General features: G+C 73.3%; 20 protein-coding genes. 12 read left to right on the top strand and 8 right to left on the bottom strand.

The features are described from left to right. Positions 1–53 precede the first annotated feature (53 nt). From ACZ3X1_RS01085 to ACZ3X1_RS01075, 3 genes are all read left to right on the top strand, one after another. The gene (locus ACZ3X1_RS01085; protein ID WP_362631876.1) at positions 54–464 is read left to right on the top strand and encodes a Fur family transcriptional regulator; all 411 of its coding nucleotides are present in this window, start codon (positions 54–56) and stop codon (positions 462–464) included. Between the two features lie 175 nt (positions 465–639). Further along, positions 640–1,008 (top strand): STAS domain-containing protein, encoded by a 369-nt coding sequence (locus ACZ3X1_RS01080; RefSeq protein ID WP_356814512.1) that lies wholly within the window; start codon positions 640–642, stop codon positions 1,006–1,008. A gap of 14 nt (positions 1,009–1,022) precedes the next feature. Further along, the gene (locus ACZ3X1_RS01075) at positions 1,023–1,469 is read left to right on the top strand and encodes an ATP-binding protein (RefSeq protein ID WP_356814511.1); all 447 of its coding nucleotides are present in this window, start codon (positions 1,023–1,025) and stop codon (positions 1,467–1,469) included. 54 nt (positions 1,470–1,523) lie between these two features. On the opposite strand, the gene ACZ3X1_RS01070 is transcribed toward ACZ3X1_RS01075, so the two are convergent. The 4 genes from ACZ3X1_RS01070 to ACZ3X1_RS01055 form a co-directional block, all read right to left on the bottom strand. After that, positions 1,524–2,435, bottom strand: coding sequence for a SigB/SigF/SigG family RNA polymerase sigma factor (locus tag ACZ3X1_RS01070; protein ID WP_356814510.1), 912 nt, complete (start codon positions 2,433–2,435; stop codon positions 1,524–1,526). Positions 2,436–2,543: 108 nt separating this feature from the next. Then, on the bottom strand, positions 2,544–3,275 hold the full coding sequence (locus ACZ3X1_RS01065; RefSeq protein WP_356814509.1) for a metallophosphoesterase family protein: 732 nt from the start codon (positions 3,273–3,275) through the stop codon (positions 2,544–2,546). Next, the gene (locus tag ACZ3X1_RS01060; protein ID WP_356814508.1) at positions 3,272–3,526 is read right to left on the bottom strand and encodes a hypothetical protein; all 255 of its coding nucleotides are present in this window, start codon (positions 3,524–3,526) and stop codon (positions 3,272–3,274) included. The genes ACZ3X1_RS01065 and ACZ3X1_RS01060 overlap by 4 nt, the downstream gene beginning before the upstream one ends. After that, positions 3,523–4,110, bottom strand: coding sequence for a nucleotidyltransferase family protein (locus tag ACZ3X1_RS01055; protein ID WP_390074706.1), 588 nt, complete (start codon positions 4,108–4,110; stop codon positions 3,523–3,525). The genes ACZ3X1_RS01060 and ACZ3X1_RS01055 overlap by 4 nt, the downstream gene beginning before the upstream one ends. A gap of 266 nt (positions 4,111–4,376) precedes the next feature. Between ACZ3X1_RS01055 and ACZ3X1_RS01050 the strand changes: the two genes are divergently transcribed. The 5 genes from ACZ3X1_RS01050 to ACZ3X1_RS01030 all read left to right on the top strand — a co-directional run bounded on the left by ACZ3X1_RS01050 (position 4,377) and on the right by ACZ3X1_RS01030 (position 11,901). Further along, positions 4,377–5,057: an HAD family hydrolase gene (locus ACZ3X1_RS01050; protein ID WP_467275426.1), complete on the top strand. Its 681-nt coding sequence runs from the start codon at positions 4,377–4,379 to the stop codon at positions 5,055–5,057. A gap of 72 nt (positions 5,058–5,129) precedes the next feature. Continuing rightward, entirely contained in the window at positions 5,130–5,612 is a 483-nt protein-coding gene (locus ACZ3X1_RS01045) for a DUF6328 family protein (protein WP_356813696.1), read from the top strand. A 206-nt stretch (positions 5,613–5,818) separates the two neighbouring features. Further along, on the top strand, positions 5,819–9,778 hold the full coding sequence (locus tag ACZ3X1_RS01040; protein WP_467275424.1) for a Pls/PosA family non-ribosomal peptide synthetase: 3,960 nt from the start codon (positions 5,819–5,821) through the stop codon (positions 9,776–9,778). A gap of 95 nt (positions 9,779–9,873) precedes the next feature. Beyond that, positions 9,874–11,196 (top strand): M1 family metallopeptidase, encoded by a 1,323-nt coding sequence (locus ACZ3X1_RS01035; RefSeq protein ID WP_356813694.1) that lies wholly within the window; start codon positions 9,874–9,876, stop codon positions 11,194–11,196. A gap of 234 nt (positions 11,197–11,430) precedes the next feature. Further along, positions 11,431–11,901, top strand: a complete 471-nt coding sequence (locus ACZ3X1_RS01030; protein WP_467275422.1) for a hypothetical protein — start codon at positions 11,431–11,433, stop codon at positions 11,899–11,901. Positions 11,902–11,988: 87 nt separating this feature from the next. Here ACZ3X1_RS01030 and ACZ3X1_RS01025 read toward each other — a convergent pair whose 3' ends face one another. Both ACZ3X1_RS01025 and ACZ3X1_RS01020 read right to left on the bottom strand, forming a co-directional pair. Continuing rightward, entirely contained in the window at positions 11,989–12,543 is a 555-nt protein-coding gene (locus ACZ3X1_RS01025) for a hypothetical protein (protein WP_467275420.1), read from the bottom strand. 71 nt (positions 12,544–12,614) lie between these two features. Beyond that, positions 12,615–14,480 carry a serine/threonine-protein kinase gene (locus tag ACZ3X1_RS01020; RefSeq protein WP_467275418.1) on the bottom strand — a complete coding sequence of 622 codons (1,866 nt, stop codon included), beginning with the start codon at positions 14,478–14,480 and terminating at the stop codon, positions 12,615–12,617. 408 nt (positions 14,481–14,888) lie between these two features. Here ACZ3X1_RS01020 and ACZ3X1_RS01015 point away from each other — a divergent pair, with 408 nt between their 5' ends. Both ACZ3X1_RS01015 and ACZ3X1_RS01010 read left to right on the top strand, forming a co-directional pair. Further along, on the top strand, positions 14,889–16,712 hold the full coding sequence (locus tag ACZ3X1_RS01015) for a VanW family protein (RefSeq protein ID WP_467275416.1): 1,824 nt from the start codon (positions 14,889–14,891) through the stop codon (positions 16,710–16,712). Between the two features lie 183 nt (positions 16,713–16,895). Beyond that, a complete protein-coding gene (locus ACZ3X1_RS01010) occupies positions 16,896–19,532 on the top strand; it encodes a SpoIIE family protein phosphatase (protein WP_467276263.1) in 2,637 nt (878 codons plus the stop codon). Positions 19,533–19,569: 37 nt separating this feature from the next. Here the strand turns inward: ACZ3X1_RS01010 and ACZ3X1_RS01005 are convergent, their stop codons facing one another. Further along, positions 19,570–19,872, bottom strand: a complete 303-nt coding sequence (locus ACZ3X1_RS01005) for an antibiotic biosynthesis monooxygenase family protein (protein WP_467275414.1) — start codon at positions 19,870–19,872, stop codon at positions 19,570–19,572. A gap of 130 nt (positions 19,873–20,002) precedes the next feature. Between ACZ3X1_RS01005 and ACZ3X1_RS01000 the strand changes: the two genes are divergently transcribed. Further along, positions 20,003–21,001, top strand: coding sequence for an RNA ligase family protein (locus tag ACZ3X1_RS01000; RefSeq protein WP_467275412.1), 999 nt, complete (start codon positions 20,003–20,005; stop codon positions 20,999–21,001). A 37-nt stretch (positions 21,002–21,038) separates the two neighbouring features. Here the strand turns inward: ACZ3X1_RS01000 and ACZ3X1_RS00995 are convergent, their stop codons facing one another. Continuing rightward, a complete protein-coding gene (locus tag ACZ3X1_RS00995) occupies positions 21,039–23,123 on the bottom strand; it encodes a SpoIIE family protein phosphatase (protein ID WP_390074416.1) in 2,085 nt (694 codons plus the stop codon). A gap of 312 nt (positions 23,124–23,435) precedes the next feature. On the opposite strand from ACZ3X1_RS00995, the gene ACZ3X1_RS00990 reads away from it, so the two are divergent. Further along, positions 23,436–23,789, top strand: a complete 354-nt coding sequence (locus tag ACZ3X1_RS00990) for a hypothetical protein (RefSeq protein WP_356813684.1) — start codon at positions 23,436–23,438, stop codon at positions 23,787–23,789. Positions 23,790–23,809 lie beyond the last annotated feature (20 nt).

Here is a 23,809-nt window from a genome sequence, read left to right as displayed (position 1 = left end):
AGCCCGCCGGCGCACGGAGGGCAGACCGCGGAATCCTGGTTGGGGGAGCCGATATGAGTGACCTGCTGGAGCGGCTGCGAGGGCGCGGCTGGCGGCTTACGTCCCAGCGCCGGGTCGTCGCAGAGGTCCTCGACGGGGACCACGTGCACCTGACCGCCGACGAGGTGCACGCCCGCGCGGTCCGGCGGCTGCCGGAGATCTCCCGGGCCACCGTCTACAACGCCCTGGGCGAGCTCGTGGCCCTCGGAGAGGTCGTCGAGGTCACCACCGACGGCCGCGCGAAGCGCTACGACCCCAACGCGCACCGCCCGCACCAGCACCTGGTGTGCTCCGGCTGCGGCGTCATCCGCGACGTCCACCCGCACGGCGACCCGCTGGCCGTGCTGCCCACGGAGGAACGGTTCGGGTTCACCGTCGCCGCGGTCGAGATCACCTACCGGGGCCTGTGTCCGGCCTGCGCCTGACGCGGGGCCGCCACCCCTGGATTGACGTCCCGCATGCGGGGGTAGGCGCCGTGCAGAACCGGGCGAGCGACGCCGGAACGACCTCGGCGGACGCGGCCGATCACCGGTCGCGGAGCGCGGAGGGCAGCAGGACGAAGGCCCACACGTACCTGCTACTGGGAAGAGGTGGTTCCCGATGGCCCCGCCGGCGGACGGTGAGCGATTCGCCGTGGAGGTGCGGTCCGAGGGCGACGTGCTCGTCTTCACCCTGAACGGGGAGCTGGACCACGACACGGCCGAACCCCTGCGCGCGGCACTCACCGCGGCCGTCGACGGCGGTGCCCGCAGGCTGCTGGTGGACTTCTCCGGGGTGCGGTTCTGCGATTCCACGGGTCTGAACGTGCTCCTGCACAGCCGGCTCTCGCTGCGGGACGCGGGGGGCAGCATCGCCTTGGCCGGGCTGCGCGCACCTGTCGCCCGGATGTTCCGCATCACCGGTGCCGACGGGATCTTCCCCGTACACCCCGACGTGGCGCACGCGTTGGCCGAGCCGCGGCACGCGTGAGGGAGGAGCGCGCCATGGAGCCACGGCCACTCGACCGGAGGCGGAGCCTCCTGCTGACGGGCATGACGGACGTCGTCACCCGTTGCCGTGACTTCACCCGTGCCGCCCTGATCGACTGGAAGTGGATGCCGAGCGCCCGCGACGACGCGGAGGACGTCCTGCTGCTGGTGTCCGAGGTGGTCGCCAACGCCTGCCTGCACGCGGGCGGGCCGCACGCGCTGCTGCTGGAGTGCACGGACGACCGGCTGCGCGTCGAGGTCACCGACGGCAACCCCGCCGCCCCCACCCCGCGCCGCTCACGTCCGGATCCGGCCCGCCCGGGCGGTTACGGCCTTCTCATCGTGGAGCGGATCGCCCGGCGCTGGGGCACGCTGCCCCTCGCGGACGGAAAGTGCGTGTGGGCGGAGATCGACTCACCACTGCGGTCCCCGGACCTCTGGGGACCGCAGCCCGTTTCCTGACGCGCCCAGTGGCCGGCGGGGGGCGCGCGCCGCGCGGCGGCCTCCGCGCCGGCCTCAGTGCACGCCGTCGTCCTCCGGCGGGTGCGCCCGCTCCTCGCCGTCCTCGCCGTCCTCGGCGTCCTCCAGCATTCCTGCGCGCAGCTTCGCCATGATCCGGCTGAGGAGCCTGGACACGTGCATCTGCGAGATGCCGAGGCGCTCGCCGATCTGCGACTGGGTGAGCTCGTCGCCGAAGCGCAGCTGGAGGACCAGCCGGTCGCGCTCACCGAGCGCGGTGAGAAGGGGCTTGAGGGTCTCCAGGTCCTCGATGCGCTGGTACGCCTCCTCCTCCGAGCCCAGGGAACGCGGCAGGGAGCCGCCGTCGGAGTCCTGGCCGACGGAGGTGCTGAGGGACTCGGCGACGTAGCAGTTGGCGGCCTGCCGGCCTTCGGCCAGGGTGTCGTCACTGACGCCGAGGTGTTCCGCGAGCTCGTGGTCGGTCGGCCGGCGGCCCAGGTCCTGTTCCATCGCGTCACAGGACTTCGCCATGTCCAGGCGCAGCTCCTGGAGACGCCGCGGTACCTTCACCGACCAGCTGGTGTCCCGGAAGAAGCGCTTCATCTCGCCCGTGATCGTCGGTACGGCGAAGGTGGCGAACTCCACCCCGCGCTCGACGTCGTACCGGTTGATGGCCTTGATCAGGCCGATCGTGCCGACCTGGACGATGTCCTCGAAGGGTTCGCTGCGGTTGCGGAAGCGCCGGGCGGCGTACTTCACCAGGCTGAGGTTCAGCTCCACCAGCGTGTTGCGGACGTAGGAGTACTCAGGAGTGCCCTCGGCCAGGGAGCGCAGACGGTGGAAGAGCGCTACGGACATGCTCCGGGCGTCGTCCGTACTGACGGCCAGGGGGTTCTCGGGAATCTCGATGGTGTCCGCCGGGAGCCCGGTATGGACGCGGTCCGCGGTGCTGCGGGGCAGGGGGGTCATCAGTTTCCTCCGACGGGTCGGGGGGCTGCGCGAGGCGCAGCGGGGCCGTCGTGGGTTTCCCGTTCGGTTATATACCCGATCGTCGCGCGCTGACCCTTCCGGCGCCCCTCAGCCGGGCGACGGGGAGAGGTGGTACACGGCGAAGGCGCGGTCGATGACGGGCATGGCGACGTTGCGTACCCGCACCCCGCCGCTGGTCATCCCGTGTTCCGTGCCGAGGTGGGCGTGGCCGTGGACCGCGAGGTCCGCCCCGGCGCCGTCGATGGCCTCCGCCAGCAGGTAGCTGCCGAGGAAGGGGTAGATCTCCAGCGGTTCGCCCGCCAGGGTGTCCGGCACGGGCGAGAAGTGGGTGAGGGCCACACGGAGTCCGCTGCCCCGGGCGTCCAGCTCGCGCAGCGTGCGGCCGAGCCCGTCCGCGCACGCCCGGGAGTACCGGATGAAGGCCTTCATCTCCGGTTCCCCGAACTCTGTGGCGCTGCGGCCCGCGAAACCCCCGCCGAATCCCTTCGTCCCGGCGATCCCCACGGTGACGCCCCGGATGTCGAAGGTGGCGCAGTCACCCTCCAGGACGTGGACGCCTCCCTCGGCCAGCTCACGGGCCACGAGGTCCGGCTGGTCGCTCTGGTAGTCGTGATTGCCGAGGACGGCGACCACGGGCACGGGCAGGCCGGCGACCTCGGCGGCCACCACGCGGGCCTCCTCGCGGGTGCCGTGCCGGGTGAGGTCACCGGCCAGCAGCAGCAGGTCGGCGCAGTCACCGAGGGTGTCGAAGGCAGGCCGCAGGGAGCCGGCGCTGTCCGGTCCGAGGTGGATGTCCCCGACGGCGGCGATGCGGATCACGACAGCACCTCCGCCGGCCCGGGCGGCCCGACCCGGTGCACGGTCAGGTCCTCGTGCCAGGGCACGCCCTCCAGTTCCTCCGCGGCGATCCGCAGCACGGCCGCCCTGGAGGCGGCGTCGGTGACGACGCCCCAGACCATCACCCACGCCCCGCGCGCCTCCACGCGTACGCCCAGCTCGGCGATGTCCTCGCGCGCCAGGCGGTCGCGCAGGTGTCCCACGCGGTAGTCGAGGTTCTCGACGGAAGTCATGAGGTCCCCTTCCCCCGGTCGATGACCCGGAGCCGGTCGAGGAGGTACAGGAAGGCGTCGGGGAGCGGGGAGTCCCGGTGTACGCGGTCCAGCCGGCCCCAGTCGATCTGCTCGCGCAGCATCCGGGCCATCGGCAGCAGGTCTCCGAAGTCGCAGTAGTGCTCGGACAGGGCGGCGAGCAGGCTGTCCATCAGGTCGGTGGGGGCGAGGACCGGCATCCACACCGAGTCCACCGACTTCACCGGCGCCCGCTCCAGCAGCTCCGTGCTGACAGGCCGCCGGGCGAGCTCGAAGATCAGGTCGATCTCCTCCCCTCCCGTACGGCCCTTGACCAGCCAGTCCTCCGCGGCCCGGCGCATTTCGATGCCGCCGGCCTCCAGTGCCTTGATCGCCGCGTCGGCGTCCTCGCGCCGCATGCAGAAGTCCGTGTCGTGCTGGAACCGGGCCGGGACGCCGTGGGCGAACGCGGCCACGCTGCCGGCGAGCGCGAACGGCTGCCCCGACTGCTTCAGCAGCGCCGCGACACGTTTGGTGACCTGCAAGATCGCCTGGGTGTGGTCCTCGGGGAGCTGGCCGTCGGTCATGGTGGGCGGGCTCAGGGCCTCCTCCGGGGGAGGAGCCCCGCCGGAGGTGTCGGCCGGAGGGTTGTTCACGGAGGACCTCGCTCGTTCGATCCGGTAGACGGGCCGGGGATCCGCGCTGACGGCAGGCACCTTACCCGTCCGGCGCCGCCGAAACCCCCGTGCGGGGCCGGGCGAGTGGCCGGGAGAGCCGGGGGTAGGCGCCGTACGAGGCGGGGGCACCGGCGTTCCCGCACGGCCCCGGCCAACGATCCGTAGGGAGGCGGAAGATGAACCGCGCCGCTCTGTTCGATGTCGACGGGACCCTCGCCGACACCAACCACCTGCACGTCACGTGCTGGTGGGAGGCTTTCCGCCAGGCGGGCCACGACGTGGCGATGCACGACATCCACCGCGCCATCGGCCTTCCGGGCGAGGACCTCCTCGTCCACCTGCTGGGGGACGACCGCGACACCAGCGGGGACGAGCGGCTCACCGCGGCGCACGACACGCTGTACGCCACCTGGTTCGACCGGCTGCCCGGTCTCGACCGTGCCGCCGACCTGCTGCGCGAACTCGACCGCCGGGGCTGGCGGGTCGTCCTGGTCACGTCCGCGAGCGAGGCCGAGCTCACCGCGCTGAGGAGAGCTGTCGGCGCCGACGACGCCATCACCGCCACCACCAGCTCCGACGACGTCAGCGAGGGCAAGCCGGCCCCGGATCCGGTACGCCATGCCCTCGAACTCGCCGGGGCGGCCGCGCGCGACGCCGTGTTCGTGGGCGACACCGTCTGGGACATGAAGGCCGCGACGCGGGCCGATGTCGTCTGCGTGGGGCTGCTCAGCGGCGGGATCCCCCGGCGGGACCTGGAGGAGGCCGGGGCGCGTGCCGTCTACCGGCACCCGGCCGACCTGCTGGCCCGCCTCGACGACAGCCCCTTCGCCGACGGGTCCGGCAAAAGTGGGAAGTAGCACTCCGCCCGGTGAGCCGGGGCGGCGGCGCCCCGGGCCACACGAAACCCCACACGAAACCAAGGAGAGGGAATGACCGGCACCACCGAGGGACGGGACGAGAGCAAGCAGGAGCGCGCCGACCGGCAGTGGCAGGAGCTGATCCAGGAGATAAGGGTCGCCCAGACGGGCGTGCAGATCCTCTTCGGCTTCCTCCTGACCGTGGTCTTCACGCCCCTCTTCCACGAGCTCCCCCAGACGGACCAGACCATCTACGTCGTCACCATCGTCCTCGGCTCCCTGGCGACCGGCGCGCTCATCGGGCCCGTGGCCTTCCACCGCATCGTCTCCGGCCGGCAGATCAAGCCCGAGGCCGTGGCCTGGGCCTCGCGCCTCACCTTCGCCGGCCTCATCCTGTTGCTGGCCACGTGCACGGCGGCGCTCTTCCTCGTCCTGCGGGTGGCCGCCCACGACGCCCTCGTGCCCTGGCTGGTGACCGGCGTGCTGGTCTGGTACCTCCTGTGCTGGTTCGCCTTGCCCCTGTGGGCGCGGATCCGCTACACGGTCGAGAAATGACGCGGGAACCGGATCAGGAACCGAAAGCCACCGATCCCGGCCGGACGGGAGACCGTCGCCAACCGGCCAGACCCGAGGCTTCAACGAGAAAATCCTTGACCGCGCACTAGGCTGGGGGGTTGTTCGGCAACAGACCGGAACAAAAGGGGTGAGACAGGTCTCAGCCGGGGGAGCGGACCAACTGCCGGAACGACACGCGAGGGCCGATGCCAGCCACACCAGAACGCACTGAACTCGCCCTCCTCGACGACCGCGGCATCTACGACGCCACGGACGGAGCAACGGGAACGCACGAGGAAACCGCCAAGGCCGCCCGATTCCGCGCCGGGCCCGCCGCCCCGCCCCGCACGCTCGTCGACATCCTCGAAGCCACCGTACGGGCGTACCCCGACGAACCCGCCCTCGACGACGGCGCCACCCGCCTCACCTACCGCGCCCTGGCCGCCGAGGTCGAACGCGGCCGCCGCGCCCTCGCCGCCGCCGGGATCGGTGCCGGCGACCGCGTCGGCGTACGCGTCCCCTCCGGCACCGGCGATCTGTACGTGGCGATCCTCGCCGTCCTCGCCGCGGGAGCCGCCTACGTGCCCGTCGACGCCGAGGACCCGGACGAACGCGCCGACCTCGTCTTCGGCGAGGCCGGAGTACGGGCGGTGGTGGGCGCCGGACGGCACATCGACATCACGGGCGCCGCCGGCACCACGGGCGTCAGCGGCCCCGGCGGTGACCGCTCCGCCCGCCCCGGCCCCGACCACGACGCGTGGATCATCTTCACCTCCGGCTCCACCGGAAAGCCCAAGGGCGTCGCCGTCACCCACCGCAGCGCCGCGGCCTTCGTCGACGCCGAAGCCGCACTCTTCCTCGCCGAGGAGCCGATCGGACCCGGCGACCGGGTCATGGCCGGCCTGTCCGTCGCCTTCGACGCCTCCTGCGAGGAGATGTGGCTGGCCTGGCGCCAGGGCGCCTGCCTCGTGCCCGTCCCGCGCAGCCAGGTCCGCAGCGGCGCCGACCTCGGCCCCTGGCTGGTCGAACAGGAGATCACCGTGGTCTCCACGGTCCCCACCCTGGCCGCCCTCTGGGAGAGCGAGGCCCTCGGCGAGGTCCGACTGCTCATCTTCGGCGGCGAGGCCTGCCCGCCCGAACTGACCCAGCGGCTGGTCACCGAGGGACGCGAGGTCTGGAACACCTACGGCCCCACCGAAGCCACCGTCGTCGCCTGCGCCGCACTCCTGACCGGCGGGGAACCCGTCCGCATCGGCCTCCCGCTGAACGGCTGGGAACTCGCCGTCGTCGACGGAGCCGGCGACCCGGTCCCGATGGGCGGCAGCGGCGAACTCGTCATCGGCGGCGTCGGCCTGGCCCGCTACCTCGACCCCGACAAGGACGCCGAGAAGTACGCCCCCCTCGCCTCCCTCGGCTGGCAGCGCGCCTACCGCAGCGGCGACCTCGTCCGCGCGGAACCGGAAGGGCTCGTCTTCCTCGGCCGCGCCGACGAGCAGATCAAACTCGGAGGCCGCCGCATCGAACTGGGCGAGGTCGACGCCGCCCTCCAGGCCCTGCCGAACGTGGCGGGCGCCGCGGCCGCCGTCCGCACCGCGCGCAGCGGCAACCAGCTGCTCGTCGGCTACCTCGTCATCACCCAGGACGGCTGGGACCGTGCCGCGGCCGTCGAACGCCTGCGCGCCGAGCTGCCCGCTGCCCTCGTACCGCTCCTCGCGCCCGTCACCGAACTGCCCACCCGCACCTCCGGCAAGGTGGACCGCGACGCACTGCCCTGGCCGCTGCCCGACCAGGAGACCGCCCGCCCCGCCGAAGAGCTCCACGGCACCGAGGCCTGGCTCGCCGAGCAGTGGCGGGAGGTCCTCGGCGCGGCCGTCACCAGCGCGTCCGACGACTTCTTCGCGATCGGCGGCAACAGCATCGCCGCCGCCCAGCTCACCACCCGGCTGCGCACCCGCTACCCGAGCGCGGCCGTGCTCGACATCTACCAGCAGCCCACCCTGCGCCAGCTGGCCCGCCGCCTGGGGAAGTCCGTACCGGACGCGGGCGCGGCCCGCCCCGTCGCACCGGTGCCCTTCCGCTCCCAAGCCGTCCAGTCCCTCCTGCTGCTGCCGCTCCTCACCGTGCTCGGCCTGCGCTGGACGGTCGCGCTGCTGGCGCTCGGCAACGTACTGCACTGGTTCGGCCCCTACCCATGGGCGCCGTCGGCCTCCTGGTGGCTCGTGGCCGCCGGCGCCGTCCTGTTCTTCAGCCCCCCGGGGCGCCTCGCCATCGCCGCCGGCGGCGCCCGCCTGCTCCTGCGCGGGGTCGAGGCCGGACGGCACCCGCGCGGCGGCAGCGTGCACCTCCGGCTGTGGACCGCCGAGCGGCTGGCCGAATGCGCGGGCGCGACCTCCCTGACCGGATCCTGGCTGGAACGCTACGCCCGGGCCCTGGGAGCCAAGGTCGGTCCCGAGGTGGACCTGTACGCCCTGCCCCCCGTGACCGGCATGCTCAAGCTCGGCCGCGGCTGCGCCGTCGAGGCCGAGGTCGACCTCTCCGGGCACTGGCTGGACGGGGACCAGCTCGAGATCGGTCCCATGAGGATCGGCGCGGGAGCGGTGGTCGGCACCCGCAGCGTGCTCTTCCCCGGGGCGCGGATCGGCAAGCGGGCCGAGGTCGCCCCCGGCTCCGCCGTGGTCGGGACCGTCCCGACCGGCCAGCGCTGGGCCGGCGCGCCCGCCGTCAAACTCGGCAAGGCCAAACGGAACTGGCCCGACGAACGCCCGCCGCGCGCGGTCCACTGGCGCGCCATGTACGGGACCACCGGTTTCTGCCTCACCGTGCTGCCCGTCCTCGCCACCGTGCCCGCCCTGCTCGTGCTGAGCCGCTTCGTGCCAGCGGACGCCGGGCTCGTCGAGGCCCTGCGCGGGGCCCTGGTCGCACTGGTGCCCGCGGCGCTCGCCTTCGGCTTCGCCTACGCGCTGCTGCTGCTGGTCGGCGTACGCCTGCTGAGCCTCGGCCTGCGCGCCGGGAACCATCCGACGCACAGCCGGATCGGCTGGCAGGCCTGGGCGGTCACCCAGCTCATGGACCTGGCCAGGGAGACCCTCTTCCCGCTCTACGCCGGTCTGATCACACCGGTCTGGCTGCGCCTGCTCGGCATGAAGATCGGCCGCGGGGCCGAGGTGTCCACCGTACTGGCGCTGCCGAGCCTCACCACGGTGGGCGAAGGCGCGTTCCTCGCCGACGACACCCTCACCGCCCCCTTCGAACTGGGCGGCGGCTGGGTGCGGATCGGACACTCCGCGATCGGCCGCCGGGCCTTCCTCGGCAACTCGGGCATGGCCGCTCCCGGCCGCACCGTGCCGGACGACGGGCTGATCGGCGTGCTGTCCGCCGCCCCGAAGAAGGCCAAGAAGGGCAGCTCGTACCTGGGCCTGCCCCCGGTCAAACTGCCTCGGTCGGCCGCCGCCGCCGACCACAGCCGGACCTACGACCCGCCCGCACACCTGCTGTGGGCCCGCGGCCTGGTGGAGCTCTGCCGGCTCCTGCCCGTGTTCTGCTCGGCGGCGCTGGCCGTGCTGGCCGTGGCGGCCCTGTGCGCGCTGACCGCGCGGAGCGGCCTGGGCATCTGGGGCGCGGCACTGCTGTCCGGAACCGTCCTGCTGGCCGCCGGAACGGCCGCCTGCTGTGTGGCGGGCACCGCGAAGTGGCTGCTGGTGGGCCGACACCGGCCGAGCGAGCACCCGCTGTGGAGCGGCTTCGTCTGGCGCAACGAACTCGCCGACACCTTCGTCGAGGTACTGGCCGTGCCCTGGCTGGCCGGATCGGTGCCCGGGACGCCGCTGATGGCCTTGTGGCTGCGCGGGCTCGGCGCCCGGATCGGCCGCGGCGTGTGGTGCGAAAGCTACTGGCTGCCCGAGACCGACCTGGTCACCTTGGGCGACGGGGTCAGCGTGAACCGCGGCTGTGTGCTGCAGACCCACCTCTTCCACGACCGGATCTTGAGGACGGATACTGTGATCCTCCGCGAGGGCGCCACCCTGGGCCCGGGCGGCATCGTCCTGCCCGGCAGCACGGTCGGGGCGCGCAGCACCCTGGGCCCCGCCTCCCTCGTGATGGCCGGGGAGTCCGTCCCCGCCGACACCCGCTGGCTGGGCAACCCGATCGAGGCGTGGCGGTCCTGAGGGGCGGTGGCGCCGGCCGGGACGGGAGCGGCAGCGGGCACGACAGGGGCACACCAGCACGGCGTACGAGCACGGCGCAGGGAGCGGAAGCGGCAGTGAGCGGCCAGACCACAGCGGTATCGGACCCGTACTTTCCGGCCAACGGGGACGCCCGATACCGCGTGCACCGGTACGAGCTCGCCCTGGACTACCGTCCCGCCCCCAACCGGCTGGCCGGAACGGGCCGCCTCAGCGCGATCGCCGGCCGGGCGCCGCTCACCGAGTTCCACCTGAACCTGGCCGATTTCAAGATAGGCCGAGTCCTGGTCGACGGGCGGGCGCCGCAGTACACCCACCGCGGCGGCAGGCTCCGCATCCGGCCGGCCAAGCCGCTGCCGGCCGGAGCCGCCTTCACCGTCGACGTGCAGTGGTCGGGCAACCCCAAGCCGGTGCGCAGCCCCTGGGGCGGCCTCGGCTGGGAGGAGCTGACCGACGGCGCCCTCGTGGCCAGCCAGCCGGTCGGCGCCCCCTCCTGGTACCCGTGCAACGACCGCCCCGCCGACAAGGCCTCGTACCAGATCTCCGTCAACACGCCGTCCGCCTACACGGTCGTGGCCGGCGGCCGGCTGCTCACCCGGACCACCAGGGCCAGCACCACCACCTGGGTGTACGAGCAGCCCGCGCCGACCTCCAGCTATCTGGTCGGCCTGTCCATCGGCATGTACCAGACGGTGCTCCTCGGCGACCCCGGGCTCGGCGGCGTGGCACAGAGCGCCCACGTGCCCGCCCACCTGCTCCCGCGGTTCGCCCGGGACTTCGCCCGGCAGCCCGCCATGATGCAGCTCTTCGAGGAACTCTTCGGCCCCTACCCCTTCGGCGAATACGCGGTGGTCGTCGCCGACGAGGAACTGGACGTGCCGGTGGAGGCGCAGGGCCTCTCCCTCTTCGGGGCCAACCACGTGGACGGCGTACGCGGATCGGAGCGCCTCATCGCCCACGAACTCGCGCACCAGTGGTTCGGCAACAGCGTGACGATCACCGACTGGCGCCACATCTGGCTCAACGAGGGCTTCGCGAAGTACGCCGAATGGCTCTGGTCGGAGCGCTCCGGCGGCCGCACCGCACACGAGCAGGCGGCCGCCGCGCACCGGTCGCTGACCGCCCTGCCGCAGGACCTGCGGCTGGTCGACCCCGGCCGGAAGCTGATGTTCGACGACCGCCTGTACCAGCGCGGCGGCCTCGCCGTCCACGCGATCCGCCGCGCCCTCGGTGACGAGGCCTTCTTCCGCATGCTGCGCGACTGGGCCACCGTGCACCGTCACGGTGTGGTGAGCACCGCCGCCTTCACCACCCACGCCGCACGCTACGCGGCCGATCCGCTGGACGACCTGTACTCAGCCTGGCTGTACGAGGCACCCCTCCCGCCCCTGCCCGGGTAGTTTCCGGACGCGTTGCGTCCCCACCGCTCCACCCCTCCTCGGTGATCGTGCAGGTCAGAGGCTTGCCCGAGGCGGCCGGAAGTCGGTGTGGAGGGGCAGGGCCGCCCTTGCCCGGGGCCTATGCGGCTGCCAGCATTCAGCGCGCGCCCCGCGGGGCGCCGGGGCGGGAGCAGATCCCGGCGCCCCCCGTCGCACGGTTGTCGTCCGGTGAACAACGAGCCAGGAGTGCATCCCGTGATCCGATCGAAACTGCGTACGCTGCTGCTCGGTGGCGCCAGCGCGGCCGTCATGCTGGCCACCGCCCTCGCCCCCGCCACCGCGTCCGCCTCCCCGGCCCCGCACGCCACGGCCACGGCCGCCGGCTTCTGGTCCTGTACCGTCCCGCCCGGCTACACCTTCTCCTCCACCGCCAACACCCTGAACTGCGGGGGCAGCGGCTTTCGCACCTACTACTTCGTCCAGCCGCCCAGCGACGGACTGTGGGCCTGCACCGTGTCCGACGGGTTCACCTACTCCTCCACCCAGAACACGCTCGACTGCTCCACCGGTGGGGGCTTCCGCACCAAATACCTGCTGCGCACGCCGACGACCGGTCTGTGGGCGTGCACCGTCCCCTCCGGCTTCACCTACACGAGCACGCAGAACAGCCTCGACTGCTCGACCAGCGGCGGCTTCCGCACCAAGTACCTCCTGCGGGCCTTCTGACGCGGCGTCCGGGCGCCCGCCGGAGCGGTACGCACGCTCCGGCAGGCGCCCGGCTGCGGCCCCAGCGGCAGCGGCGCCGGCCGGGCACTACGTTCGCGGCGTGGGGGTGGGCGCCGGGGAGGTGGTGGTGGAGCCGCCCGCCTCCAGGCAGGTCAGGGACATCACCACCATGGCCTGAATGCCCTGCGCCGGCTCCGGGGCCGGGAAGCTCGCCAGGACGGTCCAGTTGCCCTTCGTGAGGGTCAGCGTGCCGCTGCCCAGGTCGGGGCCGGCCTGCCAGCCGTACTCGGAACGGGCCCGCGCGAAGGCCGACTTGAGCGCGGAGTCCACGGTGTCCGGGGCATGCCGGCCCGACAGCCGTTCACTGCACCGGCCCAGGGTGTCCGAGGGCTGCCGGGTGACCGTGACGCCCTCCGCCGCGAGGGCCGACGTCATCTCCGACACCACCGTCTCCGCAGGCAGCGGCGGACCCGAGAAGCGCGGGGGCAGCGGGCCGAGGTCCTGCAGGGCGGTGCCGCAGGCCGTGGCCGTCGCCGTCATCATTACCGCCATGACCAGGGACGCCAGGGCTGCGTGCCCCTGTTGCCGTCGCACGATGGTGTCCGCCCTCTCGGTTCGCCGTACGGTCGGCCAGTGTGCCATCCCGCCGATCGTGACGAACATCGGCCACCGTCGCGGGCGCGTCGGCCGGCCCTGATCCGCCGGACACCCCCTCAACCCTGCTTCGTCCAGCGCTGGGACGTCTCCCCGCCGCAGGTCTTCGTCACCAGGCCGCTGCTCATGCCGAGGTCCAGGCAGCCGCCGCCGAGGTCGCTGCGCAGGGCACCGCCCGAGCCCGTGCGCCACACCCGGCCGATGTCCTGGGCGCAGTCGCCGACGAAGACGGCCTGGCCGAGGCCGTTGGAGTAGAGGCAGCCCCCGCTCTGCTGGTTGACCAGCTTGAAGCTCCCGTCCGACCTGCTCTGTACGGTCCACCGGGCGGAGCCGCTCGCACAGTCCCCGAAGTCCGATGACCCGAAGACCTGGGTGATGCACTTGCCGTTGTTGCCGTTGCGGTAGCGGTAGGTGCCGGAGTCGAGGGGCGGGGGAGGCTGCGCCGGGGCCTTGGTGGGCGCCGTCGACGTCCCTCCGGCGGGCGGCCCGGATCCGCCGCCGTTGCCGCCGCCGGCGTTCGCCGAGCCTCCTGGGCCGCCCGAGCCCGGTGGGGCGCCGCCGCCGGGAACCGTGCCCGCGCCGGGACCGGTTCCGGCACCGCCGGCCGCCGTCACCGGTGCGCCGCCCGTGGCGCCCTGCGCCTGCCCCGGGACCTGGGCCGGCGGCTGTGCGGGGGAAGCCGTACCCGACGGGCTGCCACCGGCCGCCGACGCCGGGTCGGCCTGGGCCGTCACGGGAGCCGTCGGGGTGTTCTGTGCTCCGGCCCGCGGCGAGGAGGCGTGCGGCAGGTACTGGATGGCGAGTGTCGTGCCGCCGGACACCACGACGACGGGGAGGACCGCGAGGAGGACACGGGTACGGCGGCGCCGCTCGCGCCTCCCGGGCCCGTCCGGGGCGGACCCGACGACGGGCGTGGGCTCGGGTCGGCGGGCCTCGGCCTCCTCCTTCCCCGCTGCTGCCGGGTCCGGCCCCTCACTGGTGAGCGGGAGCGTGGGCACGTCGACGTCCTGCACGTTCGCGGCGAAGGCGGCCCGTTCGGCCAGGCGCTCGTCGATGGCCACCGGCCACAGCGGTCGCGTGAACGGGCCCTGCCGGGCAGCGCGTGCGAGGAGTTCCGGGGCCGTGGGACGGTCGTCCGGATCCTTGGCGAGGCAGGCTTCGACGAGCCCGGCCAGCTCCGGCTCCAGCCCCCGCAGCGGCTCCAGGTCGGGCTCCTCGTGGACGATGCGGTACAGCACGCCGTGCCCCGACTCGTCCCCGAAGGGCGGCCGGCCGCACGCCGCGTACGCGAGTACCGAACCCAGCGCGAAGACGTCGGTGGCGCCGCTCACCCGCCGCTTCCCCGACGCCTGCTCGGGAGCCATGTAGGCGGGCGTGCCCACGACCATGCCGGTCCTGGTCAGCCGGCTCTGTTCGGCGGCCCGGGCGACGCCGAAGTCGATCAGGGTCAGCCCGTCCAGGGTCAGCATGACGTTCGAGGGTTTGAGGTCGCGGTGCACCATGTCCAGCGCGTGCACCGGCGCCAGGCTCGCCGCGGCCTCCCGCAGCAGCAGCCACAGCGCGTCCGCCGGCAGCGGCCCGCCGTGCAGCGTGATGGCTTCCCGCAGGGTGAGCCCGGGGATGTAGGCGGTGGCGAACCACGGCGGCTTCGCCTCGCGGTCACTGGCGAGCAGCGGCGCGGTGGCGTCGGCGGGCAGCCGGGCGAGGTTGTCCAGCTCGTGCCCGAAGCGGCGCAGGAAGTCCTCGTCCTCGGCGACGACGGAGGACAGGAGCTGCTTGACGGCGACGTACTGTCCCTCACGGACGCCGAGGAACACCCGTCCCATGCCGCCGGCCCCGAGCCGCCCCGCCAGCGGGATCGGTCCGATTCGAAGCGGATCCTCCGCCTCCAGCGGCTCGGCCCCGCTCCCCGTCAGCTCTAACACGTCGCCTGCCCCGCTTGATGTGGAAACAACTTCCGGAAATCTATCCCGATGGTCCCAAGAGGGCAACGAGCCTGATGGGCAGCCGAGTTGCCGCTCCGCGGCGGGTGCGGACCGTATGGCGCCACGAGGCGGGGAGCCCATGACCGCCCCCGGTCGGCGGCCGGCTCGGGAGATACCCGGGGCGGGTGTGGGCGGACGATGCGGTTCCCCGTCCGGGGCCGGGCCGCAGCGGCCGCGCCGACAGCGGGAGGATCGCCGCGGCCCGCCCCGGCAGCATCGTGAGAATCCTTACATTCATCCCTCAATTGCCCCTTTTGGGGGAATCATGATTGCCGGTAACTGTCGTCTATGAGCCGCGCGAGCCGCGGCCCGCGCCGTCCGGGGACGGTCGGCGCCACTGGGAGTGACATGGGACGCGTGCGCGGCTTGACGGGCAACCGGCGGACGGCCCTGCCGATGGTGGCGGGCGGAGCCGTCGTCCTCGGGCTGGGCGGCCTCTACGTCACCGGCCTGGTGGCCGGCGGCGACGTCGACCGGGGCACGCGCGTACACGGCGTGGACATCGGCGGAATGACCGCGGCGCAGGCCCGCCGGGCGCTGGACCGGGAGCTCGGCCCCACCGCCGCGGCGCCCGTCGCCCTGAAGATCGGCGACCACGTCGAGAAGGCCGATCCCGCCGCGCTCGGGCTGTCCCTCGACACCGAGGCGACCGCCGACCGCGCCGTACGCAAGGGCTACGACCCCGTCACCGTCATCGGCGGCCTCTTCGCCTCCGGCCGGCGCGACGTCGAACCCGTGATCCGCGCGGACGAGGAGAAGGGCCGGGCCGCGCTCGACCGCATCGCCGAGACCACCGCCCGCGCGCCCCGCGACGGAGCCATCGCCTTCGAGAAGGGCGCGGTGAAGGCCGTCACTCCCCTCCCCGGCGTCACCCTCGTCGCGGACCGGGCCCTCGCCACCGTCCGCGACTCCTATCTGGGCACCGGCACCTCCCCGGTCGTGCTGCCGGTCGAGCGCACCGAGCCGGCCGTCGGCGCCGAGGAGACCGGGCGGGCCCTGAAGCAGTTCGCGCAGCCCGCCATGTCGGGTCCCATCGCGCTCACCGTCGCCGGCAAGAGCATGTCCATCACGCCCGCCGTGCTCGGCGAGCACCTGAAGATGCGGCCCGACGCCCAGGGCCGTCTCGTGCCCGCCCTCGACTCCAAGGGCCTGCTCGCCGAGCCCGCCGTGGCCCGCCCGATCGAGGAGGCCAGCCGTCCGCCCCTGGACGCCGCACCCCACGTCGGCCCGGACGGCACCGTGGTCCTGGCCCAGCAGAGCCGTGCGGGACGCAAGGTCACCGAGGACGCGCTCGGCAAGGCCGTGCTTCCGCTCCTGACCCGTACGGGCGCCGCCCGCAGCGGCGAGGTCGCCACCGTGGCCGTCCAGCCGGAACTCACGAGCGAGGCGGCCCGGCTCGGCATCAAGGAGAAGATCTCCTCCTTCACCGTCGAATTCCCCGCCGCCCCCTACCGCAGCACCAACATCGGCCGCGCCGTGGAGCTCATCAACGGCTCCGTCGTCCAGCCGGGCAAAGAGTGGAGCTTCAACCGCACGGTCGGTGAGCGCACCAAGGAGAACGGTTTCGTCGACGGCATCATGATCAATGACGGCCAGTACGTGAAGTCGCCCGGCGGCGGCGTCTCCGCGGTCGCCACGACCATGTACAACGCCGTGTTCTTCGCGGGCCTCAAGCCCGTCGAGCACGGCGCCCACTCCTTCTACATCGAGCGCTACCCCGAGGGCCGCGAGGCCACCGTCGCCTGGGGCACCCTGGACCTGCGCTGGATCAACGACTCCGGCCACCCCGTCTACATACAGGCCGAGTCCACCGACACCTCGCTGACCATCACCCTCCTGGGCATCAGGAAGTACGACGAGATACGCGCGACCAAGGGGCCGCGCAGCAACATCACGCAGCCTGCGAAGCGCACCGGGACCGGCCCGGCCTGCGAGGCCCAGACCCCCCTGGAAGGCTTCGACGTGACCGTCGGCCGCGTCTTCGTCCAAGGCGGCAAGGAAGTCCGCAGGGAAGAGTTCAAGACGCACTACACCCCGCGCGACGAGGTCGTCTGCACCCCGGAAACCCCCGGCGGGCCGCAGCCCCCGGCCCCGACGGCGCAGGCCGCGCCCGCCCCGTCCGCCGCCGCGGCCGGCCACTTCAGCGCCGCGGGCGCACCCCGCTCGTCCTGAGCGACGGCTCGGGACAAGGGGTGACACTCCCAGCGCGGATTGTGCATGCCGGGAGCCATGGAGGCCCGGAAGTGCTACAACTGGGTTCGTGACCATTCCTCGCCACCCGTGCCGGGCACGTCGGTGCGGTCACCTCTAGGCAACCGCTTCAGGAGCGTCGCCGGCCAGGTATTCGTCCTCCAGGTGGCGATCGTGGTGTTGCTCGCCGCCGGAGCGCTCCTGGCCCTCGTCCTCCAGTCGCGGCACGACATCGACCGCGAGGCACGCAACCGGTCGGTGTCGGTAGCCGAGACCTTCGCCCACTCCCTGGGCCTCCGGTCCGCGCTGAAGACCTCCGACCCCTCCGCGGTCCTGCAGCCCCTCGCCGAGGAGACGCGCAAGGCCGCCGGCGTCGACTTCATCGTGGTGATGGACACCGACGGCATCCGCTACACCCACCCCCAGCCGGACCGCATCGGGAAACGGTTCGTCGGCACGATCAAACCCTCCCTCGCCGGGAACGTCCTCACCGAGAGCGTCCAGGGCCCGCTCGGCAAGGAGATCCAGGCGGTCGTCCCGGTCAAGGACCCCGACGGCAAGGTCGTGGCCCTCGTCTCGGCGGGCCTCACCGTCGAGAACGTCACCGGCGCCCTCGACCGCCAGCTCCCCGTCATCCTCCTGGCCATCGCCACGGGCCTGGCCCTGGCGACGGTCGGCACCTGGCTGATCAGCAGACGCCTGCGCCGCCAGACCCACGGGCTCGGCACGCAGGAGATGACCCGCATGTACGAGCACCACGACGCGGTGCTCCACGCGGTCCGCGAGGGCGTCCTGATCACCGACGGTGACGGACAGCTACTGTTGGCCAACGACGAGGCCAAACGCCTGCTCGGCCTGCCCGACGACGCGGAGGGCCGCCACATCGGCGACGTGCCCGGCCTGGAGCGCCGGATGGCCGACCTGCTGCTCTCCGGCCGCGAGGCCACCGACGAGGTGATCGGCTCCGGCGACCGCCTGCTCGTCGTCAACCAGCGGCCCACCCACCCCCGCGGCCGGCCCGAGGGCGCGGCGGTCACCATCCGCGACTCCACCGAGATGCAGATCCTCACCACGCGGGCCGAGACCGCCCGCAGGCGTCTCAAGCTGCTGTACGACGCCGGCGGCGACGTCGGCACCACCCTCGACGTGGTCCGTACCGCCGAGGAACTCGCCGCCGTCGCCGTCCCCCGCTTCGCCGACTTCGTCACCGTCGACCTCGCCGACCAGGTCATCGACGGCGACGAGCCCGCCCCGGGCGCCGACATGCGGCGCACGGCGATCAGCGGCATCCGCTCCGACCACCCCCTCTACCCCGTCGGCCGACTGATCGACTTCCTGCCGTCCACCCCGCAGGCCCGCGGCTACGGCACCGGCCGGGCGGAACTCGTACCCGACCTGTCCAAGGCGCCGGGCTGGCAGGCCCAGGACCCGCCGCGCGCCCGCGCCATCGTCGACTACGGCATCCACTCGCTCATCGCGGCCCCCCTCATGGCCCGGGGCGTCGTCCTCGGCGTGGTCAACTTCTGGCGGTCGCAGAAACAGGAGCCCTTCGACGAGGACGAGCTGTCCCTCGCCGAGGAACTCGTCGCCCGCGCGGCGGTCAGCATGGACAACGCCCGCCGCTACACCCGCGAGCACGCCCTCGCCGTCACCCTCCAGCGCAGCCTGCTGCCGCGCGCCCTGCCCGAACAGAGCGCCATGGATGTCGCGCACTTCTACCTGCCCGCCCAGTCGGGAGTCGGCGGCGACTGGTTCGACGTGATCCCGCTCCCCGGCAGCCGCGTCGCCCTGGTCGTCGGCGACGTCGTCGGACACGGCCTGCACGCCGCCGCCACCATGGGCCGGCTGCGCACCGCGGTCCACAACTTCACCTCCCTCGACCTGCCGCCCGACGAGATCCTCGCCCGCCTGGACGACCTCGTACAGCGCATCGACCACGACCACAACGGGGACGCCGACGACGCGGACGGCGGCGGCGTCCTGGGCGCCACCTGCCTGTACGCCGTCTACGACCCGGTGTCCCAGCGCTGCACGATGGCCCGGGCCGGGCACCTTCCTCCGCTCGTCGTCGCCCCCGACGGCACCACGGAGATCGTCGAGCTGCCCGCCGGACCGCCGCTGGGCCTGGGCGGCATGCCGTTCGAGACCGCGGAACTGGAGCTGGCCGAAGGCAGCCAGCTGGTCCTCTACACCGACGGGCTGGTGGAGGAACGCACCCGGGACATCGGCGAGGGGCTGGAACTGCTCCGGGCGGCGCTGAGCCACCCCGACCGCGACCCCCACGACAGCTGCCGGGCCGTGCTCGACATGATGCTCCCCGCCCGGCCGACCGACGACGTGGCCCTGCTCATCGCGCGGACCCGGACCCTCGGCCCGGACCGGGTCTCCCAATGGGACGTGCCCTTCGAGCCGAGTGCGGTCGGCGCCATGCGCAGCGTCGCCGCCAAGAAGCTCGACGAATGGGACCTGACGGAACTCGGCTTCGCCGCGGAACTGATCCTCAGCGAGCTGATCACCAATGCGCTGCGGCACGGAAGCGAGCCGGTGCGGGTACGGCTCCTGCGCGACCACAACCTGACCTGTGAGGTGTGGGACGGCAGCAGCACCGCCCCCCACCTGCGGTACGCCGCCACCACCGACGAGGGAGGACGCGGACTGTTCCTGGTGGCGCAGCTCAGCGAGCACTGGGGTACCCGCTACACGCCCGACGGCAAGGTCATCTGGGCGGAACTGGCCCTGCCGGGTACCCCCGGCGGCGGCGAGGCCGTCCTCTCGGCCTTCCTGGACGTCGACCCCCTCTGACCGCCCTGACGCCTCTGACCCCTCTGACGGCGCACCCTCAGGGGGTGCCGGGCTCGGCGAGCAGGTCGTCGACGATCTGCAGACGGGTCTCCGGGAAGCGCTCCTCGACGGCCACCGCCATCATGGCCACTCCCTCCGCGTCGGGCACCGAGCACCGCTCCCGCGCCGCCTCGTCGGGCCAGCGGGCATAGGCCACCCAGGTGCCGTCGTCCGCCCGGTGGAGCCGTGAGCCGTAGCTCCCGCACCGGGCGTGGATGGCCGCCGTCACCCGGTGCCAGCCCTCGGTGAACCGGTGCTCCATGCCCGGACGGAGCCGCCACCGGTAGATCACAGCGAACATGCGAGGTTCCCCCTCGTCGCGGGTCGGTCGTACTGCCGTGGTCATCTTGCCGGTCGGGCGGGGCCCGGTGTGCCGTCCCCCTCCCGGAAAAGACCTGCTCCGCACGGGCCGTGATCGCTACCATCGCCCGGTGCACCGTGAACCCGACTGGTCCCCCTATCCCAAGATCCCCGCGAACACCCGGCTGGGGGAGGCCCGCGGCCGGACGTGGGTGGCCCACGAGAAGATCCACGGCGCCAACTTCGCCGTCGTGTGCGACGCGGCGGGCGTCCACCCCGCCAAGCGGCGCGAGCTGCTGGCCGACGGCGGACTGGACGACTTCTTCGGCGTCGGCCGGATCTGGCCCGCGCTGGCGGTCGCCGCGGCCCGTTGCGCGCGAGCCCTGCGGGCGGCCGCCGGCGCCGAGCCGTCGGCGGTCGTGACCGTGTACGGCGAACTGGCCGGCGGCCGCTACCCCCACCCCGACGTACCGGCCGTGCCGGGCGCGGGGCCCGTACAGACCGGCGTCTGGTACGCCCCCGACCTGATCTGGCTGCCCTTCGACGCGACCGTGACCGACGAGGACGGGCCGTGCTGGGTCGCCGACCGCACCCTGCGTGCGGCGGCGGAGTCGGCGGGCCTGCTCTGCGTGCCGCTGCTGGCCGAGGGGCCGCTCGCACGGCTCCAGGAGCTGCCGGCGCTCTTCCCGACCAGGCTGCCCGGCCTGCTCGGTCTGCCGGCGCTGCCCGAGAACCTCGCGGAGGGATTCGTCGTCAAACCCGCGGGGGAGTCCCGGGGGCCCGTCCGGCCCATGGCCAAGGCCAAGCAGCCCGCCTTCGCCGAGGACGAGCGGTTCGACGGCGCGCGCCCCTACCAGGCGCCGGCCGAAGGCGCCGCGGGCGTCCCCGGCTGGCTGCTCGCCCACGGCACCGGCCTGCTCACCCCGGCCCGCGCCGCGTCGGCGGTCAGCAAGCTGGGGCCCCGTACTCCGCCGGCGGACGTGGCCGCCGAGATCGCCCGGGACGCCGCCGAGGAGGCCGCCCAAGAGCTGGGCGGCCTGGACGGGGCCATGCAGCGGGCCCTGGAGGACTCCCTCCACGCGGGCGCCCTGGCCCTGGCCCGCTTCGACGCCTCCGACCGCCGGTCCTGACGCCGCGGCCCGCCGGCAGGCGCGGCCGGCCCGGGCCTCACCGGCCGGTCCGGTGGTTCCTGCCGATGCGGGCCGTCAGCAGGGCGATGTCGTCGTCGGCGGACGCCGGGACGAGGTGGGCGATCAGAGAGTCGCACAGGTGGTCGAGGGGCTGGAGGGGTTCTGTGAGGAGGCCGGTCAGCTCGCCCAGGCGCTCGTCGATGTCACGGTTGCGGGCCTCGATCAGCCCGTCGGTGTACAGGACGAGCAGGCTGCCTCCGGGGAGGGTGATGTCGGTGGTGGTGAAGGAGACCCCGCCGACACCCAGCGGCGCGCCGGGCGGGGTCTTCACCAGGTAGACGGTCCCGTCGGGCTCGGCCACGGCGGGCGGCGGGTGACCGGCGCGCGTGACCGTGCAGTGGCCGGTCGCCGGGTCGCACACCACGTACAGGAACGTGGCGAGCATCGGCTCCGCGAGGTCCGCGAGGGTCGCCTCCAGCTGGTGCAGCAGTGCGGCCGGCGGCATGTCGAGCCGTGCGAGGGCGCGGACGGTCGCGGAGAGGCGCCCCATCACCGCGGCGGCGGCGATGCCGTGCCCCATCACGTCGCCCATGAGCAGGCCGGCCCTGCCACCGGTCAGGGGGACGACGTCGTACCAGTCCCCGCCCACCTCGTTGACGTCGCTGGCCGGCAGGTACCGGTGGGCGATCTCGATGCCCGGCGGCGGGGTGATGTGCTGCGGCAGCATGCTGCGCTGCAGGACGACCGCGGTCTCGTGCTCGTGGTGGTAGAGGCGGGCGTTGTCGATGCTGATGGCGGCCCGCGCGGCGAGCTCGCCGGCGAGGGTGACGTCGTCGGAGCCGAACGGTTCGAAGGGCCGGGTGCGGAAGAAGGAGGCCACACCGAGGACGAGACCCCGCGCGATGAGCGGGACCATCATGAGCGAGTGCACGCCCGCCTCGACGAGCTGCGCGGGCCTCGGGGTGTGCCGGGCGGCCGAGGCGACCACCATGGCGTCGAGGTGGGCGACCAGGAAGGGCTGGCGGGCCGCGAGGGCCTGGGTGTAGGGGGCGGTCGCGGGGAAGGTGAGGGTCCTGCCCAGCGGCGCGAGGATCTGTGTGACCGTGGTGCCAACCAGCGGGGCCTTGCCCAGACGGCGCAGCGCCACGCCGCCGGTCAGCCCCATTCCCGGTTCGTTGCCGCAGGCGAGAGAGTCCAGGACGTCGACGGTGACGGCACTCGCCAGGTGCGGGACGGCCAGGTCGGCCAGCTCCTGCGCGGTGCGTTCGAGGTCGAGGCTGGCGCCGATGCGGGAGCTGGCCTCCGTGAGCAGGGCGAGCCGGCGCCGCCCCGCCTCGGCCTCGGTGTGGTCGCGCTGCTGCGTGGTGATGTCCAGCAGGGAGGCGATCACGCCGATCGGCTGGCCGCCGGGGTCCTCGGCCCGTACGTACGAGCACGCCCACACGTGGTCGTGGTCGGGGTCGGCGGGGGTCCTGCCACTGCGCAGGCGGTTGAGGACCGGTTCACCGGTCTCCAGCACCTGGCGCATGGCCTCCTCCATCTCGCCCGCGTTCACCTCCGGCAGCACCTCGGCCAGACGCCGGCCCACATGGGCCGACTCCGTCAGACCGTTCATCGCCTCCAGAGCCGGATTGACCTGCAGGAACCGCAACTGCGTGTCGAGGACGGCGATCCCGACGGGCGAGCGGGCGAACAGGCCGTCCCACACCGCCGACGCCCCCCGGATCCGGCGTGCCGCGTGCGCGTCCGCGGCGAACACCAGCACGGCCGAGGCGCCGTGCCGCCGATCTGGAACGGGGCAGGCCCAGATCTCCAGTTCGAGCGGATGGCCGTTGCGGTGCCAGGCGGTGACCGTACCCATCACCCCGCGGCCGGTGGCGGCCGTCTCCCACAGGGAACGGCCCAGACTGCGGTCGGCGCCGGGGTGGAGGAGGTCGGCGATGTGCCGTCCGAGCACCTGCGGCGGGTCATAGCCCAGCAGCTCCTGCGCGCCGTGGTTCCACCGCACGATCATCCCGTCGCCGCTCGTGGCCACGAGCGCCACCGGCAGGGCGCCCAGCCATCCTCCGGCGTCCTGTGCGGCGCTGCTGATCAGGTCCTCCAGCGGCATCTCCTCATGCATCCCGCACCCGCTCCTTCCGGGCGGACCCGGCCCGGCCGCACGGCCGGCCCGGATCGCGGCGCAGCTCCCGGCGGCCGCTCGCCGAGTGCGGTCCGCGGCTGCGTCTGTTCCCCTTCATCACCTTCATCCTCGCTCCGGGCGACGGGCGGCGCCCCCCGGCCGCCGCACTCGGGTGCGCGGGTCGCCCGTGTGCGGCGGCCGGCCCGTACCGGTCGGGTTCATCCGGTCGGCCGAGCACAGCAAGCCACCCGTGCCAGGCCGGGCCACGCTGTGGGCAAGGACCGCCACCACCGCACAGACGAGGACCGCACCATGTCCCACAGGCGACGTATCGGCATCATCGCGGGGGCCGCAGCGCTGCTGCTCAGCGCCACCGCTTGCTCGGGTCTGGGTCGGACCACGGTCGGCCAGCTCAGCTTCCGGGGCCATGACTCGCCGGTCGAGATCAACTACAACAACACCCTCGTCACCGGTTGCCACCGGATCGCCATCCCGGACGGGGCCACGCACGTCGCGAACCACACCCTCGTCGACGTCATCCTCTACCAGAACTTCGACTGCAGGCAGACCGACGAGCCCGACGACGGGATCTACGTGGCGACGACCCTCTCGGACGTGACGGCCCCCAGGACCCGCCCCTGGCGGAGCTTCAGCGTGGTCCACTGAGGCCTGCCAGTCGCTGCCGG

The organism is Streptomyces sp. NPDC023541 (genome assembly GCF_055559995.1).
Note: the sequence above shows the minus strand (reverse complement) of the source record. Positions and strands in the feature narration are given on the sequence as shown.

Coding starts and splice junctions, on each gene's coding strand:
- ACZ3X1_RS01040 (WP_467275424.1), top strand. CDS start 5,819: ATGCCAGCCACACCAGAACGCACTGAACTCGCCCTCCTCGACGACCGC.
- ACZ3X1_RS01005 (WP_467275414.1), bottom strand. CDS start 19,872: ATGTTCGCTGTGATCTACCGGTGGCGGCTCCGTCCGGGCATGGAGCAC.
- ACZ3X1_RS01075 (WP_356814511.1), top strand. CDS start 1,023: ATGGAGCCACGGCCACTCGACCGGAGGCGGAGCCTCCTGCTGACGGGC.
- ACZ3X1_RS01085 (WP_362631876.1), top strand. CDS start 54: ATGAGTGACCTGCTGGAGCGGCTGCGAGGGCGCGGCTGGCGGCTTACG.
- ACZ3X1_RS01050 (WP_467275426.1), top strand. CDS start 4,377: ATGAACCGCGCCGCTCTGTTCGATGTCGACGGGACCCTCGCCGACACC.
- ACZ3X1_RS00990 (WP_356813684.1), top strand. CDS start 23,436: ATGTCCCACAGGCGACGTATCGGCATCATCGCGGGGGCCGCAGCGCTG.
- ACZ3X1_RS01025 (WP_467275420.1), bottom strand. CDS start 12,543: ATGGCACACTGGCCGACCGTACGGCGAACCGAGAGGGCGGACACCATC.
- ACZ3X1_RS01060 (WP_356814508.1), bottom strand. CDS start 3,526: ATGACTTCCGTCGAGAACCTCGACTACCGCGTGGGACACCTGCGCGAC.
- ACZ3X1_RS01080 (WP_356814512.1), top strand. CDS start 640: ATGGCCCCGCCGGCGGACGGTGAGCGATTCGCCGTGGAGGTGCGGTCC.
- ACZ3X1_RS01045 (WP_356813696.1), top strand. CDS start 5,130: ATGACCGGCACCACCGAGGGACGGGACGAGAGCAAGCAGGAGCGCGCC.
- ACZ3X1_RS01055 (WP_390074706.1), bottom strand. CDS start 4,110: ATGACCGACGGCCAGCTCCCCGAGGACCACACCCAGGCGATCTTGCAG.
- ACZ3X1_RS00995 (WP_390074416.1), bottom strand. CDS start 23,123: ATGCATGAGGAGATGCCGCTGGAGGACCTGATCAGCAGCGCCGCACAG.
- ACZ3X1_RS01015 (WP_467275416.1), top strand. CDS start 14,889: ATGGGACGCGTGCGCGGCTTGACGGGCAACCGGCGGACGGCCCTGCCG.
- ACZ3X1_RS01070 (WP_356814510.1), bottom strand. CDS start 2,435: ATGACCCCCCTGCCCCGCAGCACCGCGGACCGCGTCCATACCGGGCTC.